General features: G+C 71.0%; 13 protein-coding genes and 1 pseudogene. 10 read left to right on the forward strand and 4 right to left on the reverse strand.

Going from position 1 to position 15,436, the window contains the following annotated elements:
* Positions 1-14: 14 nt before the first annotated feature.
* Positions 15-1,793, reverse strand: coding sequence for an aspartate--tRNA ligase (aspS, locus tag PV364_RS13170; RefSeq protein ID WP_319660091.1), 1,779 nt, complete (start codon positions 1,791-1,793; stop codon positions 15-17).
* A gap of 117 nt (positions 1,794-1,910) precedes the next feature.
* Between aspS and PV364_RS13175 the strand changes: the two are divergent.
* From PV364_RS13175 to PV364_RS13190, 4 genes and pseudogenes are all read left to right on the forward strand, one after another.
* Positions 1,911-4,003, forward strand: a pseudogene (locus PV364_RS13175) (ATP-binding SpoIIE family protein phosphatase).
* Positions 4,004-4,024: 21 nt separating this feature from the next.
* A complete protein-coding gene (locus PV364_RS13180; protein ID WP_389249720.1) occupies positions 4,025-4,498 on the forward strand; it encodes an SseB family protein in 474 nt (157 codons plus the stop codon).
* A gap of 147 nt (positions 4,499-4,645) precedes the next feature.
* The gene (locus PV364_RS13185; protein ID WP_319660092.1) at positions 4,646-5,599 is read left to right on the forward strand and encodes a pirin family protein; all 954 of its coding nucleotides are present in this window, start codon (positions 4,646-4,648) and stop codon (positions 5,597-5,599) included.
* Positions 5,600-5,833: 234 nt separating this feature from the next.
* Complete coding sequence (locus PV364_RS13190) at positions 5,834-6,073, forward strand: DUF397 domain-containing protein (protein WP_319660093.1); 240 nt, start codon at positions 5,834-5,836, stop codon at positions 6,071-6,073.
* Positions 6,074-6,113: 40 nt separating this feature from the next.
* Here the strand turns inward: PV364_RS13190 and PV364_RS13195 are convergent, their stop codons facing one another.
* Positions 6,114-6,602, reverse strand: coding sequence for an ATP-binding protein (locus PV364_RS13195; RefSeq protein ID WP_319660094.1), 489 nt, complete (start codon positions 6,600-6,602; stop codon positions 6,114-6,116).
* Between the two features lie 193 nt (positions 6,603-6,795).
* On the opposite strand from PV364_RS13195, the gene PV364_RS13200 reads away from it, so the two are divergent.
* Both PV364_RS13200 and PV364_RS13205 read left to right on the forward strand, forming a co-directional pair.
* Entirely contained in the window at positions 6,796-7,665 is an 870-nt protein-coding gene (locus tag PV364_RS13200; RefSeq protein ID WP_319660095.1) for a helix-turn-helix transcriptional regulator, read from the forward strand.
* 132 nt (positions 7,666-7,797) lie between these two features.
* Positions 7,798-8,151 (forward strand): STAS domain-containing protein, encoded by a 354-nt coding sequence (locus PV364_RS13205; RefSeq protein ID WP_319660096.1) that lies wholly within the window; start codon positions 7,798-7,800, stop codon positions 8,149-8,151.
* On the opposite strand, the gene PV364_RS13210 is transcribed toward PV364_RS13205, so the two are convergent.
* A complete protein-coding gene (locus PV364_RS13210; protein WP_319660097.1) occupies positions 8,148-8,570 on the reverse strand; it encodes a CBS domain-containing protein in 423 nt (140 codons plus the stop codon). The two genes, PV364_RS13205 and PV364_RS13210, sit on opposite strands and share 4 nt — an antisense overlap.
* Before the next feature lie 127 nt (positions 8,571-8,697).
* Here PV364_RS13210 and PV364_RS13215 point away from each other — a divergent pair, with 127 nt between their 5' ends.
* Entirely contained in the window at positions 8,698-8,967 is a 270-nt protein-coding gene (locus tag PV364_RS13215) for a DUF1876 domain-containing protein (RefSeq protein WP_319660098.1), read from the forward strand.
* A gap of 31 nt (positions 8,968-8,998) precedes the next feature.
* On the opposite strand, the gene PV364_RS13220 is transcribed toward PV364_RS13215, so the two are convergent.
* Positions 8,999-10,009 (reverse strand): magnesium and cobalt transport protein CorA, encoded by a 1,011-nt coding sequence (locus tag PV364_RS13220; RefSeq protein ID WP_401973426.1) that lies wholly within the window; start codon positions 10,007-10,009, stop codon positions 8,999-9,001.
* A gap of 370 nt (positions 10,010-10,379) precedes the next feature.
* On the opposite strand from PV364_RS13220, the gene PV364_RS13225 reads away from it, so the two are divergent.
* The 3 genes from PV364_RS13225 to PV364_RS13235 all read left to right on the forward strand — a co-directional run bounded on the left by PV364_RS13225 (position 10,380) and on the right by PV364_RS13235 (position 15,385).
* Positions 10,380-10,643, forward strand: a complete 264-nt coding sequence (locus tag PV364_RS13225; protein ID WP_319660100.1) for a chaplin — start codon at positions 10,380-10,382, stop codon at positions 10,641-10,643.
* A gap of 424 nt (positions 10,644-11,067) precedes the next feature.
* Positions 11,068-13,590 carry a SpoIIE family protein phosphatase gene (locus tag PV364_RS13230; protein WP_319660101.1) on the forward strand — a complete coding sequence of 841 codons (2,523 nt, stop codon included), beginning with the start codon at positions 11,068-11,070 and terminating at the stop codon, positions 13,588-13,590.
* Between the two features lie 148 nt (positions 13,591-13,738).
* Positions 13,739-15,385, forward strand: coding sequence for a glycosyl hydrolase family 18 protein (locus PV364_RS13235; RefSeq protein ID WP_319660102.1), 1,647 nt, complete (start codon positions 13,739-13,741; stop codon positions 15,383-15,385).
* Positions 15,386-15,436: the final 51 nt, after the last annotated feature.

Raw genomic sequence — 15,436 nt, forward strand, 5'->3', positions numbered from 1 at the left:
GTGTGCCGAGGCCGTCAGGCCTTCTTCTCGGGCTTCTCGGGGGGCAGCCGCAGCGCGAGGTGCAGCTCGCGCAGCCGCGCCTCGTCGACCTCGCTCGGGGCGCCCATGAGCAGGTCCTGGGCGTTCTGGTTGAGCGGGAAGGCGATGGTCTCGCGGATGTTGGGCTCGTCCGCGAGCAGCATGACCATGCGGTCGACGCCGGGGGCGATGCCGCCGTGCGGCGGGGCGCCGAAGTGGAAGGCGCGGAGCATGCCGCCGAACTCGTGCTCGACGGTCTCGCGGGTGTAGCCGGCGATCTCGAACGCCTTGTACATGACGTCCGGTTCGTGGTTCCGGATCGCGCCGGAGGAGAGCTCGACGCCGTTGCAGACGATGTCGTACTGCCACGCCAGGATGTCCAGCGGGTCCTTGGTCTGCAGCGCCTCCAGGCCGCCCTGCGGCATGGAGAACGGGTTGTGGGAGAACTCGATCTGGCCGGTGTCCTCGTTCTTCTCGAACATCGGGAAGTCGACGATCCAGCAGAAGCGGAAGACGTCCTCCTCGAACTGCCCGGCCCGCTTGGCGGCTTCGACGCGGACCGCGCTCATGATCTTGGAGACCTCGTCGAACTCGCCGGCGCCGAAGAAGATCGCGTGGCCCGGCTTGGCGTCGACGGCGGCGAGCAGCGCCTTGACGTCGTCCTCGGTGAGGAACTTGGCGATCGGTCCGGTGAGGGCGAGGTCCTCGCCGACCCGCACCCAGGCCAGGCCCTTGGCGCCCTGCTCGACGGCGTAGTCGCCGAGGTTGTCGAAGAACTTGCGCGGCTGGTCCGCCGTGTCCGGCACCGGCAGGGCGCGGACGTGCTTGCCGGCGAAGGCCTTGAAGCCGGACTCGGCGAACAGGTCGGAGACGTCGACCAGTTCGAGCTTGGCGCGCAGGTCGGGCTTGTCGTTGCCGTACTTCACCATCGACTCGCGGAACGGGATCCGCGGGAAGGGCGAGGTGACGTGGCGACCGCCGCCGAACTCCTCGAAGAGGTCCGTCATGACCTTCTCGATGACGCCGAAGACGTCCTCCTGCTCGACGAAACTCATTTCGACGTCGAGCTGGTAGAACTCGCCGGGCGAGCGGTCGGCGCGGCTGTCCTCGTCGCGGAAGCAGGGCGCGATCTGGAAGTAGCGGTCGAAGCCGGCGATCATCAGCAGCTGCTTGAACTGCTGCGGGGCCTGCGGGAGTGCGTAGAACTTGCCGGCGTGCACGCGGGAGGGCACCAGGAAGTCGCGCGCGCCCTCGGGGGAGGTCGCGGACAGGATCGGGGTGGCCAGCTCGTTGAAGCCGAGCGCGGTCATCTCGCGGCGCAGGAAGCTGATGACCTGGGTGCGCAGCATGATGTTGCGGTGCATGCGGGCGCGGCGCAGGTCGAGGAAGCGGTTGGTGAGCCGCATCTCCTCGTTGGCGTTGTCCTCCGGGAAGACCGGGAACGGCAGCTGGTCGGCGGCGCCGAGCACCTCCAGCTCGGTGACCTCGACCTCGACCTCGCCGGTGGGCAGGTCGGGGTTGACGTTCTCCGCGGTGCGGGCGAGCACGCGGCCGTCCACGCGGAGCACGGACTCCTTCGACTGGTGGCTCAGCGCCTCGTACGCGGGCGAGCCCGGGCGGGCGACGAGCTGCACCACGCCGTAGTGGTCGCGGAGATCGACGAAGAGGATGCCGCCCAGATCCCGGCGATTGTGCAGCCATCCGCTGAGGCGCACTTCCGCGTCTACGTCGGTGGCGCGCAGCTCACCGCAGGTGTGGGACCGGTACCGATGCATCGTTCGTCCAAGTCGTCTGTTTGCGGGGATGAGGCGCCCCCAGTCTACGGGCCCGCGCACCCGCGGCCCCATTCGTATCAAGGGCGCGAACAAACCTGAACTATGACAATGCTGCCAATGCGCATCGAGGACGTGCTCTCCGCGCTCGGCACCGGCGTATGGCGCTGGGACGGCACCACGGACCTGGTGGAGCTCGACGCGGTCGGCGCGGGCCTGATCGGGCTGGCGCCACGGCCGCAGAAGGTGCACTCGGGCGTGGTCCGCGCCTGTTACGACGCCTCCGACTACGTGGACATGTCGGCGGCAGTGGCCCTGGCGGTCGCGGAGGGCACGCCGTGCGAGTCGTGTCTGAGGGTGGTCGGCCGGGACGGGAGGATCGTCCGGACGGTCGCCATGCGGGCCTACGGCACCTGCGGCGCCGGCGGACGGCCGCGGGAGATGGTCGGCACCCTGCACGAGGTGCCCGCGCCCCCCGGCCCCGGCGCCGGCACCGCGGCGGTGGGCCCCGTCGCCCGGCGGCGGGCCCGCGAGGCGTTCCTCCTGGACGCGGGCCGGGCGCTGGCCGAGGCCGACAGCACGCAGGAGGTGCTGCGGGTCGCCGCTCATCTGTCGATGCCCGGGTTCTCGCCGGACGGCCTGGCGGTCTTCGGCGTGCACGGCGACCACCTGTCGGTCATCGGCCACCACGGGCAGCGGCCCGGCGCCGAGACGCCCTTCCTGGAGATGCCGCTGACCACCGGCTACCCGGCGGCGGTGGCCGCCCGTACCGGCCAGGCGGTCTACCTGCCGAGCCCGGAGGCCTACGAGGAGCGCTTCGCGGCGACCTGGCCGCTGGTCCGGGGCTTCGGCCGGCGCTCCTGGGCCTATCTGCCGCTGGTCGTCGCCGGGCGGTCGATCGGCGCGTGGATGGCCGCCTTCCGGGAGCCCGTCGCCTTCACGCCCGACGAGCGCTCGGTGCTGACCACCGTCGCCCGGATGCTCGCCCAGGCGCTGTGGCGGGCGCAGGTGCACGAGTCGGAACGCGAGCTCTCCGACGGGCTGCGGCACACGATGCTGCCCACGCGCCGTCCGCACATCGACGGGATGACCGTGACGACGCGCTATGTGCCCACCGGCGGCGGACTGCAGGTCGGCGGCGACTGGTACGACGTGATCGATCTGCCCTCCGGGCGCACCGCGCTGGTCATCGGCGACGTCCAGGGCCACGACGTACGGGCGGCGGGGCTGATGGGTCAGCTGCGGATCGCCCTGCGGGCGTACGCGGCCGAGGGGCACCGTGCGGACGCGGTGGTGTCCCGCACCTCGCGCTTCCTGGCCGGGCTGCCGGTTGCGCGCGGACGGAGGACGACCGCTTCGCGACCTGCGTCTACCTGGAGGTCGACCCGGAGCACGGCACCCTGGACGTGGTGCGGGCCGGGCACCTGGACCCGGCGGTCCGGCTGCGGGACGGCACCGTGCTCCCGCGCAGGACGGCGGGTGGCCTCCCGCTGGGCATCGCCCCCGACTCCGACTACCCGACCACCCGGATCACCCTGGAGCCCGGCGAGACCCTGCTGCTCTGCACCGACGGGCTGATCGAGACCGGCGGCCACGACCTGGACACCGGCTGGGACCGGCTGCGCACCGTGCTGGAGTCCGGCCCGGCCGACGATCTGGAGGCGCTGGCCGACGCGGTGGTCGGGGCGGTCCACGGACCCGCCTCGCACCGCACGACCGGCCCGCTCGCCGACCGCCGCCAGGACGACATCGCCCTGTTGCTGCTGCGCCGTCGTGCCGACCCGCCGGTCTGCGAGGTGCCGCTGCGCCGCAGCGTGCTCACCGTCTCCCAGACCGACCCCCGGGAGGTCGGGGCGGCCCGCGAGGAGGTCCGGGCCCTCCTGCACGACTGGACCTGCGCCGAGCAGGTCGACGCGGCCGTGCTGCTGGTCTCCGAACTGGCCTCCAACGTCCTGCTGCACACGGACGAGGACGCGGCACTCTCCGCCCAGCTGCGCGGGATGCCGGGCGGCCGGCGGCGGCTGCGGGTGGATGTGCGGGACCGCGGTGACGAGATGCCGCACCTGCGCAGACCGGGGGAGATGGCCTCCTCCGGGCGCGGTCTGCTGCTCGTCCAGGAGTTGTCGGACGCCTGGGGCGTCGATCCGCGGGGCGACGGCAAGTCGATCTGGTTCGAGCTGTACGAGGCGCCCACAGCGCCCACAGCGGGCTAGCGGCCCGATACGCTTGCCCCCGTGTACGGCTACGACCAGAACGCTATGGCGGGTGCGGCGCCTCCGATGGGCGGGGCGCCCATGGGTGGTGCGCCGATGGGCGGTGCCCCGATGGGCGGGGGGTACCCCGAGCCGTCGCCGCCGTCGCTCGCGGACGCGGTGCGGGCGTTCACGACCGGCTCGATGTCGGCGGAGGACTTCCAGGCGGTCTTCGCCACCTCCAAGGTGTACTGCCCGCGCGGCGACAACCCGGGCTTCCTGGCGCTGCACGACACGCAGCAGCCGGTGATCCCGATGTTCTCCTCGCTCAAGCAGCTGCGCCGGTACGCGGGCAAGGAGTCCAAGTACTTCGTCATCACCGGCGCCGAGGTGCTGGACCTGCTGCCGACCGGCTACGGCTTCGTGCTGGACATGGAGGGCGAGCACCGGATGGTGTTCGACGCCAAGGCCGTGGAGCAGATGGTCGAGTTCACCATGCGCCGCATGTACGGCTGACCGCCGCCGGCCGTCGGTCGCCGGCGCCTGGCTGCCCACCCCGGCGCTGCCGCAGGGCAGTAACCGGACAAACACCCAGGGAATGCTTGCGGGAAGTTCAGGGTTCAACTATGTTGAACGTTGAACTAACCGAGGAGGATCCGGATCATGCCCGCAGTGACCGTCGAGAACCCGTTGACCCTGCCGCGTGTCACCGCTCCGGCGGGCGCGAACGCGCGTCGCGCGCTGCAGGTGACGACCGCCCCGACCGGCTTCGAGGGCGAGGGATTCCCGGTCCGCCGGGCCTTCGCCGGTATCGACTACAAGAACCTCGACCCGTTCATCATGATGGACCAGATGGGCGAGGTGGAGTACGCGCCGGGCGAGCCCAAGGGCACCCCCTGGCACCCGCACCGCGGCTTCGAGACCGTCACCTACATCATGGACGGCGCCTTCATCCACCAGGACTCGCACGGCGGCGGCGGCACCATCAGCGACGGTGACACGCAGTGGATGACGGCGGGCAGCGGCCTGCTGCACATCGAGACCCCGCCGGAGGCGCTGGTCATGAGCGGCGGCCTCTTCCACGGCCTGCAGCTGTGGGTGAACCTGCCGGCCAAGGACAAGATGATCGCGCCGAAGTACCAGGACATCCGCGGCGGCAACGTCAAGATGCTGGCCTCCGAGGACGGCGGCGCGCTCATCCGGATCATCGCGGGCGACATCGACGGCCACCAGGGCCCGGGTGCCACGCACACCCCGATCACCATGCTGCACGTCTCGGTGAACCCCGGTGCCCAGGTGACGCTGCCCTGGCGCGCGGACTTCAACGCCCTGGCGTACGGCCTGGCCGGCCGCGGCACCGCGGGCCCGGAGGGCCGGCCGTTCCGGATGGGGCAGGCCGTGGTCTTCGGGCGCGGTGACTCGCTCACCATCACCGCCGACGAGAGCCAGGAAACGCGCAGCCCCAACTTCGAGGTCGTGCTCCTCGGCGGGCTCCCGATCCGCGAGCCGATGATGCAGTACGGCCCGTTCGTGATGAACACCCACGCCGAACTCGCCCAGGCCTTCGAGGACTTCCAGGCCGGCCGGCTCGGCAGGATTCCCGCCGGTCAGGAGTGATCCGGCGCCGCTCGGCGGCACCTTGCATAACGCGGCCCCGGCCGGGAATCCGATTCCCGTCCGGGGCCGTCGCATACGGTGGGGACAGTTCCGCGCGGCGGGTCGTTGCGGTGTTCGTTGGCAGGTGCATTCACCCTGAGTGACTGCACGTGCACTTGCACGTGCAGATGCACGTGACTTCGATCTCTGGCTATCATCTCCCCTGTCCTGCACGGTACTTACCTGGAGAGAAGCATGCGCCACACGTACAACGGCATGGCCGCGTCCGATCTCTCCGGCGTGGCGTGGCAGAAGAGCCGGCACAGCAATGCCAACGGGCAGTGCGTGGAACTCGCCGCACTGCCCGACGGTGATGTGGCCGTCCGCAATTCGCGTTTTCCGGACGGACCGGCGCTGATATATACGAAGGAAGAGATCGAATCCCTCATTCTCGGGATGAAGAACGGGGAGTTCGATCACCTTGTGGCGAATTGACCGCGGCCGTCACTTACGGTGACGGCGCGCCGCTCACGTCCTACGGCTCCTCGGAGTCCCCGGGTTCGCCGGGCAGCGTGAACAGCGCCCAGACGACCTTGCCGGTCCCGCTCAGCGGGTGCCAGCCCCAGGTCTCGCTGAAGGACTCCACCAGGTGCAGTCCCCGGCCGGACTCGGCCACGAAGTCGGGCGCCTTGGTGACCGGCCCGTGACTGCTGGGGTCGCGGACCGCGCAGACTACGCGCGTTGACCACCGCACCAGGCTGAGCCGGACGCACCCCTCGGCGGCCTCCTCGGGCAGCGCGTAGCGCAGCGCGTTGGTGACCAGTTCCGAGGCGACGAGTTCCACGCCGTCCTGGAGTGCTTCCAGGTCCCATGCGCGGAGAATGGACCGGGTGAACCGGCGCGCGTCACCGACGGCCTCGTAGCGCGGCGGGAGCGGGCAGGACGTGGCGCTCGACGACGAAAGGCGCTCGGGGATCAGCCCGTCCCATAAGGGCTGCAGTCCGGTCGAGCTATCGGTCCACATGCGCACCACCCGGTATCGGCACGTACATCATCGTCCCGTACGGCCGCAGGACGATGCAAGGGGCGGATGCACGTGCATTTGCATGCTGCGATACGGGTGGGACGGAAGTGGCGATCGAGAGTGACCGATCGCGTACTCAACGCAGCGCGGAGATGGCAGACTGCTGGATGCCACGGGGAGAAGGTAGGCGCACATGACCACAGTTCAGTCGGGAAGCGGATCGATGGTGCGCCGCATCCTTCTGGGCTCGCAGCTGCGCAGGCTGCGCGAATCCAAGGGCATCACCCGTGAGGCCGCGGGCTACTCGATCCGTGCGTCCGAGTCGAAGATCAGCCGGATGGAGCTCGGCCGCGTGAGCTTCAAGGAGCGGGACGTGGCCGATCTGCTCACCCTCTACGGGATCTCCGACGACGCCGAGCGCTCGACGCTGCTCGGCCTGGTCCGCGAGGCCAATATCGCCGGCTGGTGGCACGGCTTCGGCGACGTCCTGCCCTCCTGGTTCCAGACCTATGTGGGCCTGGAGGAGTCGGCCTCGGTCATCCGCAGCTTCGAGAGCCAGTTCGTGCACGGGCTGCTCCAGGCCGACGAGTACAGCCGCGCCGTCATCGAGCTGGGGCACCCGGACGCCCCCGCCGAGGAGGTCGAGCGCCGGCTGGACCTGCGTCACAAGCGTCAGAAGCTGCTGACCGGCGAGAACGCACCGGAGATCGTCGCGGTGATGGACGAGGCCGTGGTGCGGCGCAGCTTCGGCGGCGCCGGGGTGATGCACGCCCAGTTGCGGCACCTCGTGGAGGTGTCGCACCAGCCGAACGTCACGGTGCAGCTGTTGCCGCTGGAGTTCACCGGCTACTCGGCGGGCGCGAGCGGCACCTTCACCCAGCTGAGCTTCCCGGAATCGGATGTCTCCGACGTCGTGTACGTCGAGCAGCTGACCGGCGCCATGTACATCGACAAGCGGGACGAAGTGGACCAGTACCACGTCGTCATGGAGAAACTGCGTACGGACAGCCTCTCGCCGGCGGCAACCCGGGAGCGGCTGAACGACATTCTGCACGCCATGTGACCACCCCCGGGGGACCGGATTCCGTTCCCATCCCGGGCCGTCATTTCACGGGGTTTCCGGCCATTCACCTGATCGAGTGAAGTGATCCTTGACATGCCGATCAGTTCATCGGCCCGGTGATCTCATGCTCCGGTGGACCGGTACCTGCGCACCTACGAGAGCAACGGGTGCCTCGTGGTGGAGCTCAACGGGGAGATCGACGTCGAAGCGGCGGTGGCGATCACCCCGTTCCTCGACGATCTCACCCAGGCCCCCGGCCCTACCCTGGTGATCGACCTGAGCCCGGTGCGGTTCATCGACTGCTCGGGGCTCGCGGTGCTGTGCCGGGCCCGCCGGCGCGTGCTCTCCCACGGGGGCACCGTGCAGCTCGTCTGCGCGCGCCCCATGACGTTGCGCATCCTGCGCGCCACCGGGCTCATGACCGCCTTCCGGCCGGTCGCCGACCTCGACACGGCACTGGCCCGGCCCGCCGGGGATGATCCCTAGTCGGCGCAGATCGCCGTGACGAACTCGGCGACCCGGTCCTTCTCGAGGTGGCGGGCGATGTCCGCCTCGCTGATCATGCCGATCAGCCGGTGCGCGGGGTGGTCGATCACCGGCAGCCTGCGGACCCTGGCCTCCTCCATCACCTCCAGGATCCGGTCCACCTCCTCGTCGCTCTCGATGATCTCCGGCCGTCCCTGGGCGAGTTCGCCGCAGGACACCTCGGACGGGTCGCGCCCCTCCGCGACGCACTTCAGCACGATGTCCCGGTCGGTGACGATGCCGACCAGCACGTCGTCGTCCCCGCAGATCGGCAGGGCCCCGACGCACTGCTCGCTCATGATCCGGGCCGCGTCGGCCAGGTTCTCGCGCTCACCGATGCACATGGCGCCGGGATGCATGATGTCCAGAGCCGTGGTCATGACGGCGCCTCCTCCGTGGCGTGGATCGCCTCTTCCCTGGCTCCATCGTCACCCTGGTGGAGTAGTTCCGCGAGAGGGCGCACCCTGGAAGGGACACCGACACCGGGGACCGCTGGAGGTGCACGTCATGCAGACCCTCGTCGGATGGCACATCGAGATGGACTTCCGTGAGGAAGGGTCCAGGACCAAGGCCGCGGCGCTGCTCCGCCTCCCGGACGGGACGGAGGTCAGGTCGCACGGCCACGCCAACCGGCATCCCGCCGACCCCTCCCAGGACCGGGTCGGCGAGGAGCTCGCCGCCGCGCGGGCGCTGAACGACCTCGCCCGTCAGCTGCTGGGCAAGGCCGCGCACGAGATCGAGGAGGTCACGCACATCTCGGCGCACCCCCGGATCTGACCGCTCCGGCCGGCGTCGCCGGCCACCGCCGTCAGAGCCAGCCCCGCCGCTTGAAGACCAGGTAGAGGCTGACGCAGACCACGCCCATCAGCACGATCGCGAAGGGGTAGCCGAGCAGCCAGTGCAGCTCGGGCATGTGGTCGAAGTTCATGCCGTAGATCGTGCCGACGAGGGTGGGCGCGAAGAGGATGGCGGCCCACGCGGAGATCTTCTTGATCTCCTCGTTCTGCTCGAAGCCCGCCTCGGCCAGCGCCCGCATCTCCGCGTTCTGCTGCTGGGCGACGAGCGTGGCGTTCAGCGTCAGCAAGTCGCCGAGCGCCTGGCGGAAGCCGTCGACGCGCTCGATGGTGTGGGTGACGTGGTCGGCGACGTCGCGCAGGTAGCGCTGGAGCTCCTCGCCGGTTCCGTACTTCTCGAAGCCCGCCTGCAGACCCTCCAGCATCGGGGTGAGCGGGCGGGTGGCGCGCTGGAACTCCAGTACCTCCTGGGAGAGCTCGTAGATCCGGCGGGAGACCTGCGGGTCCCCGCCGAAGACCTGGATCTCGCTCTCCTCCATGTCCTTCTCGACCCCCGCCACGACCGGCGCGTAACCGTCGACGACCGTGTCGAGTATCGCGTAGAGCACCGCTTCCGGGCCGAGCTTGAGCAGCTCGGGGTTGCTCTCCATACGGCGGCGCACGGCGGACAGGTCGGGGGCCGAACCGTGCCGCACGGTCAGCACGAAGCCCGGGCCGACGAAGATGTGCAGCTCCGCGAAGTCGACCTCCTCGGGCAGGTCCAGGTAGCGCGCCGCGCGCAGCACGACGAAGAGGGTGTCCCCGTACCGTTCCAGCTTGGGGCGCTGGTGGGCCTGGATGGCGTCCTCCAGCGCGAGCGGGTGCAGGTCGAACTCCTTGGCCAGGGAGACCAGCTCGGCCTCGGTCGGCCGGAACAGCCCGATCCAGGCCATCGCGCCCGGTTCGGCGCGCAGTTGCGCGTACGCCTCGGCCAGGGACGACGGGGTCGCGATGCGGCGGCCGCCCCGGTAGAGGGCCGCGTCCATGACGCTGCTGACCCTCACGCCACCGGCGCCGCCGGACGACTCCGGCTCCAGGGGTACGTGCGCCTCACCGGAGGGCGCCGGGGCCGGCGGGGCGGGGCGGGCGTGCTTCGCCGTCCTCGCCCTCTCCTTCGCCGAGTTCCTCAGTGCGCGCAGGGTACGCAGGCGACGCCCGGACACCGGCAACACCACCTCTCACGGGACACCTGTGCAGCCTAGGCCCTGCCCCGCGGTCGCGTGCCCTGCCGTGCCGCGCGGCCGGCCGCACGTCGGGGAGGGCCGAACGGGTGACGACGGGGCCGCCGACGTATCGGCACCCGTGCGCTTCTCGTTGGACAGATCCCATCCGTGATCACTGATTGGAACCACGCTCGTGAACCGTATCGCCAAGGCCGCCGCTCTCACCGCCGCTGCGAGTGCCGCCGTCGTCGGCAGCGCCGGTGGCGCCCTCGCCCTCGACGGCCACGGGCACGGCGGCTCGCACGCCGAGGGCAAGGCCATCGGATCCCCCGGTGTCGTCAGCGGCAATGTCATCCAGGTCCCGGTGAACATCCCGGTCAACGTCTGCGGCAACTCCGTGAACCTCATCATCTCCCTGGTCAACCCGACCCTGGGCAACGTCTGCATCAACCGCTGACGCGGCGGGCCGGCCCCGGATCTCCGGCGCCGGCCCGGCCCGGCCGTGGACGAAGCGGCGCCCGTCGTGTGCCCCTGCTTCGTCCCGCGGTTCCACGGCGGCCTCCGGGCCGCCGTTTCGCATGCCGCGCCCCTCCCGGGCCGGCCGCGGCCACCGGGCGAGCGGCGGTCCGCACGCGGCGGGCGGTGGCAGGGGGCCACGAGTAACCTGAGTCGCGGGGGCCGCGGCAGGCGATCCCTGACAGGGCGCGACGGGTTCCGTGCGCACCCCGGACCCGGACCCGGCCCCGTCGCCACCGGTCCGTTCTTCCCCGTCCTTCCCGTCCCGTGACTCCCCGATCCCGTGATCCCGTGGGCGGCCCTCGCCGAGTGGGAAGAACGGTGGACGGAGCGTAACGTTGCGGGCGGATACGGAGTGGCTGGCCATGGGGACACCCGAGGAACACGCGGTCGCCGGCGTGGCGGATGCCGTCACGCTGGTGCTCGATGCCCGGGGTCTGGTGCTGAGCTGGCCGCCGACCGCGCGGCGGCTGCTCGGGCTCGCCCCCGACGAGGTCGTCGGCCACCCGGCGCAGGACCTGCTGGCCCCGCAGGACGTGGCGCGGCTGCCGGAGATCCGGTCCCGCTGCCGGTCCGAGGGCGGCTGGACGGGGGTGCTCCGGCTGCGCCACGCCGACGGCTCCGTGCGCACGCTGGGCGTCCGGGTGGCGGCACTGCCCGCGGAGGCCACCGGCTCCGGGGTCCGCTGGCTCGTCCTGGCCGCCGAGTCCTCGCACACGGCGCGTTCGGCCGCCTCGGGGCTGACCGACACGATGCTGGAGCGGATCGTCGGCCAGACGCCCATCGGGCTGGCCGTGGTCGACACCGAACTGCGCTGCGTGTGGTCGAACGCGGCGCTGGAGCGGTTCGGCGGCGGCCCCACCCAGGAGCGGATCGGGCACCGGCTCGCGGAGATCCAGCCCGGTCTGAACGCCACGGTCCTGGAGGCGCAGATGCGCCAGGTCCTGGAGACCGGCGTTCCGGTGATCGACTACGAGCACGTCGGCCGGTTTCGGACCGCCCCGCGCCGGGAGCAGGCGCACTCGATGTCCTTCGTCCGTCTGGAGGACGAGCGCGGCGTCCCGGTCGGGGTCTGCTACTCCGTGATCGACATCAGCGACCGCTGGCGGGCCCGCCAGCGGCTGTCGCTGCTGGACCGCGCCAGTGAGCAGATCGGCCGCACGCTGGACGTCATGCACACTGCGCAGGACCTGGCCGACGTCGTGGTGCCGGACCTGGCCGACTACGTGGCCGTCGAACTGCTGGAGTCGGTCATCAAGGGCGCCGAGCCGCAGCCGGGCCCGATCGACGACCCGCTCACCACGACACTGCGCCGCGCGGGCATGCGGGCCGCGCGGCAGGGCGAGCCGGAACCAGCCTTCGGCCTCGGGGCGGTCGTCTCCTACCTGCCCGGCACACCGCCGATCCGGGCGCTGACCGACGGCCGGTCCTGGTTCACCCCACGGCTGGACCCGTTGGGCCTGGAGTGGTGCGCGGGCGCGCCCGGCGGCAGGGCGCAGCGTTTCGGCGAACTGGGCCTGCACACCGCCATGGTGGTGCCGATCCGCGCCCGGGGGGTCACCCTCGGTGTGACCCTGTTCTTCCGGGTGCGCAGGGCCGAGCCCTTCGACGCGGAGGACCTGCGGCTGGCCGAGGAGGTGATGGCGCGCGCCGCCGTGTGCGTCGACAACGCCCGCCGCTACACGCGGGAGCGGGATGCCGCGCTGGTGCTGCAGCGCAGCCTGCTGCCGCACGTCTTCCCGCCGCAGGACGCCGTGGACGTGGCCACCTACTACCGTCCGGCCGACGAGCTGTCGGGGGTCGGCGGGGACTGGTTCGACGTCGTCCCGCTGTCCGGGGCGCGGGTCGCCCTGGTGGTGGGCGAGGTGGTGGGGCACGGCATCGACGCGGCCGCGACCATGGGCCAGTTGCGTACGGCGGTGCGCACGCTGGCCGATCTCGACCTGCCGCCCGAGGAGCTGATGGCGCACCTGGACGACCTGGTGGTGCAGGTGGCCCGGGAGCAGCGCGATGCCCTGCCGCCGGGGACGGACGGCGGCGTGCTCGGGTCGAGCTGCCTGTACGTCACGTACGACCCGGTGAGCCGGAGTTGCGTCATGGCCAGCGCCGGGCATCTGCCGCCCGCCGTGCTGTCGCCGGGACGGGACGCGGTGCGGTTTCCCGACGTGCCGATCGGCCCGTCGCTCGGGCTGGGCGGACTGCCCTTCGAGGCCACCGAGCTGACGCTCGAGGAGGGCAGCGTACTGGCCCTCTACACCGACGGACTGCTCGCCTCCCCGGGCGCCCCGCGCACCATGACCCTGCAGGACACCGGGCGGGAGCGGCTGCGCGCGGCGCTGGAGGGCGGCGACCTCCCGCTGGACGGACTGTGCCGCAGCGTGGTCGACGAACTCGCCCCGGCGCGGCCGACGGACGACGTGGCGCTGCTGCTGGCCAGGACGCGCAGCCTCGACACCAGCCGCGTCGCCTCCTGGGAGCTGTCCAGCGATCCCGCGGTGGTCGGCCGGGCCCGGGAGATGTCCACCCGGCAGCTCGACTCGTGGGGGCTGCCCGGCCTCGCGTTCACCACCGAGCTCGTGGTGAGCGAGCTGGTCACCAACGCCATCCGGCACGCCTCCGGCCCCATCCGGCTGCGCCTGATCCTGGAACGGGCGCTGATCTGCGAGGTCTCGGACGCCAGCAGCACCTCGCCGCATCTGCGCCATCCCCGCACGCTCGACGAGGGCGGCCGGGGGCTCTTCCTGATCTCGCAGTTCGCCCAGCGCTGGGGCACCCGCTACACGGGCGACGGGAAGATCATCTGGGCGGAGCAGTTCCTGGACGGCCAGGGCCCGGGCGCCGGTGCCGGCCTGGACCTGGGCGAGATCCCGGTGCGCGCACGGGTCTGACGCTCCGTTTTCTATGGTCCAGACCTATTGACCGGCTGGTCCAGACCTTTCTACGCTCTGCGAGTGAACTGTGGTGGGCATGACATCGTGTCAACGGCCCGCCAGGCGGCAAGGTTTCCCCGTCGGCCCCCCACTCGAGGAGCACCCCTTGAGCACTGGAGACACCCCACGCACCTCACGGACCAGACGCCTCAGGGCCTCGGCGGTCGCGGGCTTCACCGCGCTGCTGCTGCCCGTCGCGGCTCTCGTCGGTCTGGCCACCCCTGCGCACGCCGCGGGCACCACCGCCACGTACACCAAGACCCAGGACTGGGGAACGGGGTTCGAGGGCAAGTGGACGATCACCAACAGCGGCACCACCAGCATCAGTAGCTGGACCGTCGAGTGGGACTACCCCGCCGGCACCTCGGTGACCTCGGCGTGGGACGCCGACGTCACCAGCACCGGCACCCACTGGACCGCCAAGAACAAGAGCTGGAACGGCACCCTGGCTCCCGGTGCCAGCGTCAGCTTCGGATTCAACGGCGCAGGCGCCGGAAGCCCCAGCGGCTGCAAGCTCAACGGCGGCTCCTGCACCGGCGGCGGTGGCGGCGACCCGACCCCGACGCCCACGCCGACCCCCACCCCCACGCCCACCCCGACCCCGACGCCCACGCCGACCCCCACCGGCCCGGCGGGCAGCAAGATCCGTCTCGGCTACTTCGCCGAGTGGGGCGTCTACGGCCGCAACTACCACGTCAAGAACCTGGTGACCTCCGGCACGGCGAGCAAGCTGACCCACATCAACTACGCCTTCGGCAACGTCACCAACGGCCAGTGCGCCATCGGCGACTCGTACGCCGACTACGACAAGGCCTACACCGCGGACCAGAGCGTCGACGGCGTCGCCGACACCTGGGACACCGGTGCGCTGCGCGGCAGCTTCAACCAGCTGCGCAAGCTGAAGAAGCAGTATCCGAACATCAAGATCCTGTGGTCGTTCGGCGGCTGGACCTGGTCCGGCGGATTCGGCCAGGCGGCCGCCAACCCGACCGCCTTCGCCAACTCCTGCTACAACCTGGTCGAGGACCCGCGCTGGGCGGACGTCTTCGACGGCATCGACATCGACTGGGAGTACCCCAACGCCTGCGGCCTGTCCTGCGACACCAGCGGGGCCTCGTCCTTCAAGACGCTGATGTCCGCGCTGCGCACCCGGTTCGGCTCCAACAACCTGGTCACCGCGGCCATCACCGCCGACGGCACCAACGGCGGCAAGATCGACGCTGCCGACTACGCGGGCGCCGCGCAGTACGTCAACTACTACAACGTGATGACGTACGACTACTTCGGCTCCTTCGACGCGGACGGCCCGACCGCCCCGCACTCCCCGCTCACCTCCTACAGCGGCATCCCGATCGCCGGGTTCTACTCCGACGCGGCGATCCAGAAGCTGAAGAGCAAGGGCATCGCGTCGAACAAGCTCAACCTGGGCATCGGCTTCTACGGGCGCGGCTGGACCGGCGTCACGCAGGACGCCCCGGGCGGCTCGGCCACCGGTGCCGCGCCGGGCACGTACGAGGCGGGCAACGAGGACTACAAGGTCCTCAAGAACACCTGCCCGGCCACCGGGACCATCGCCGGCACCGCGTACGCCCACTGCGGCAGCAACTGGTGGAGCTACGACACCCCGGCGACCATCGCGGGCAAGATGGCCTACGTGAAGAGCCAGGGCCTCGGCGGAGCGTTCTTCTGGGAGTTCAGCGGCGACACCAGCAACGGTGAGCTGGTCACCGCGATCAACAACGGCCTGAGCTAGTCCGGCCGGAGGAAGGCCGGGGAGGCGGTCCAGCCGCCTCCCCGGCCTTCC

The sequence above is a fragment of the Streptomyces sp. MI02-7b genome (assembly GCF_033793585.1).
Lineage (GTDB): Bacteria > Actinomycetota > Actinomycetes > Streptomycetales > Streptomycetaceae > Actinacidiphila.

Excerpts from the sequence above, each read along its gene's own strand:
- aspS (WP_319660091.1), bottom strand. The coding sequence starts at position 1,793 with ATGCATCGGTACCGGTCCCACACCTGCGGTGAGCTGCGCGCCACCGAC.
- PV364_RS13185 (WP_319660092.1), top strand. The coding sequence starts at position 4,646 with ATGCCCGCAGTGACCGTCGAGAACCCGTTGACCCTGCCGCGTGTCACC.
- PV364_RS13190 (WP_319660093.1), top strand. The coding sequence starts at position 5,834 with ATGCGCCACACGTACAACGGCATGGCCGCGTCCGATCTCTCCGGCGTG.
- PV364_RS13195 (WP_319660094.1), bottom strand. The coding sequence starts at position 6,602 with ATGTGGACCGATAGCTCGACCGGACTGCAGCCCTTATGGGACGGGCTG.
- PV364_RS13200 (WP_319660095.1), top strand. The coding sequence starts at position 6,796 with ATGACCACAGTTCAGTCGGGAAGCGGATCGATGGTGCGCCGCATCCTT.
- PV364_RS13210 (WP_319660097.1), bottom strand. The coding sequence starts at position 8,570 with ATGACCACGGCTCTGGACATCATGCATCCCGGCGCCATGTGCATCGGT.
- PV364_RS13215 (WP_319660098.1), top strand. The coding sequence starts at position 8,698 with ATGCAGACCCTCGTCGGATGGCACATCGAGATGGACTTCCGTGAGGAA.
- PV364_RS13220 (WP_401973426.1), bottom strand. The coding sequence starts at position 10,009 with ATGGACGCGGCCCTCTACCGGGGCGGCCGCCGCATCGCGACCCCGTCG.
- PV364_RS13230 (WP_319660101.1), top strand. The coding sequence starts at position 11,068 with ATGGGGACACCCGAGGAACACGCGGTCGCCGGCGTGGCGGATGCCGTC.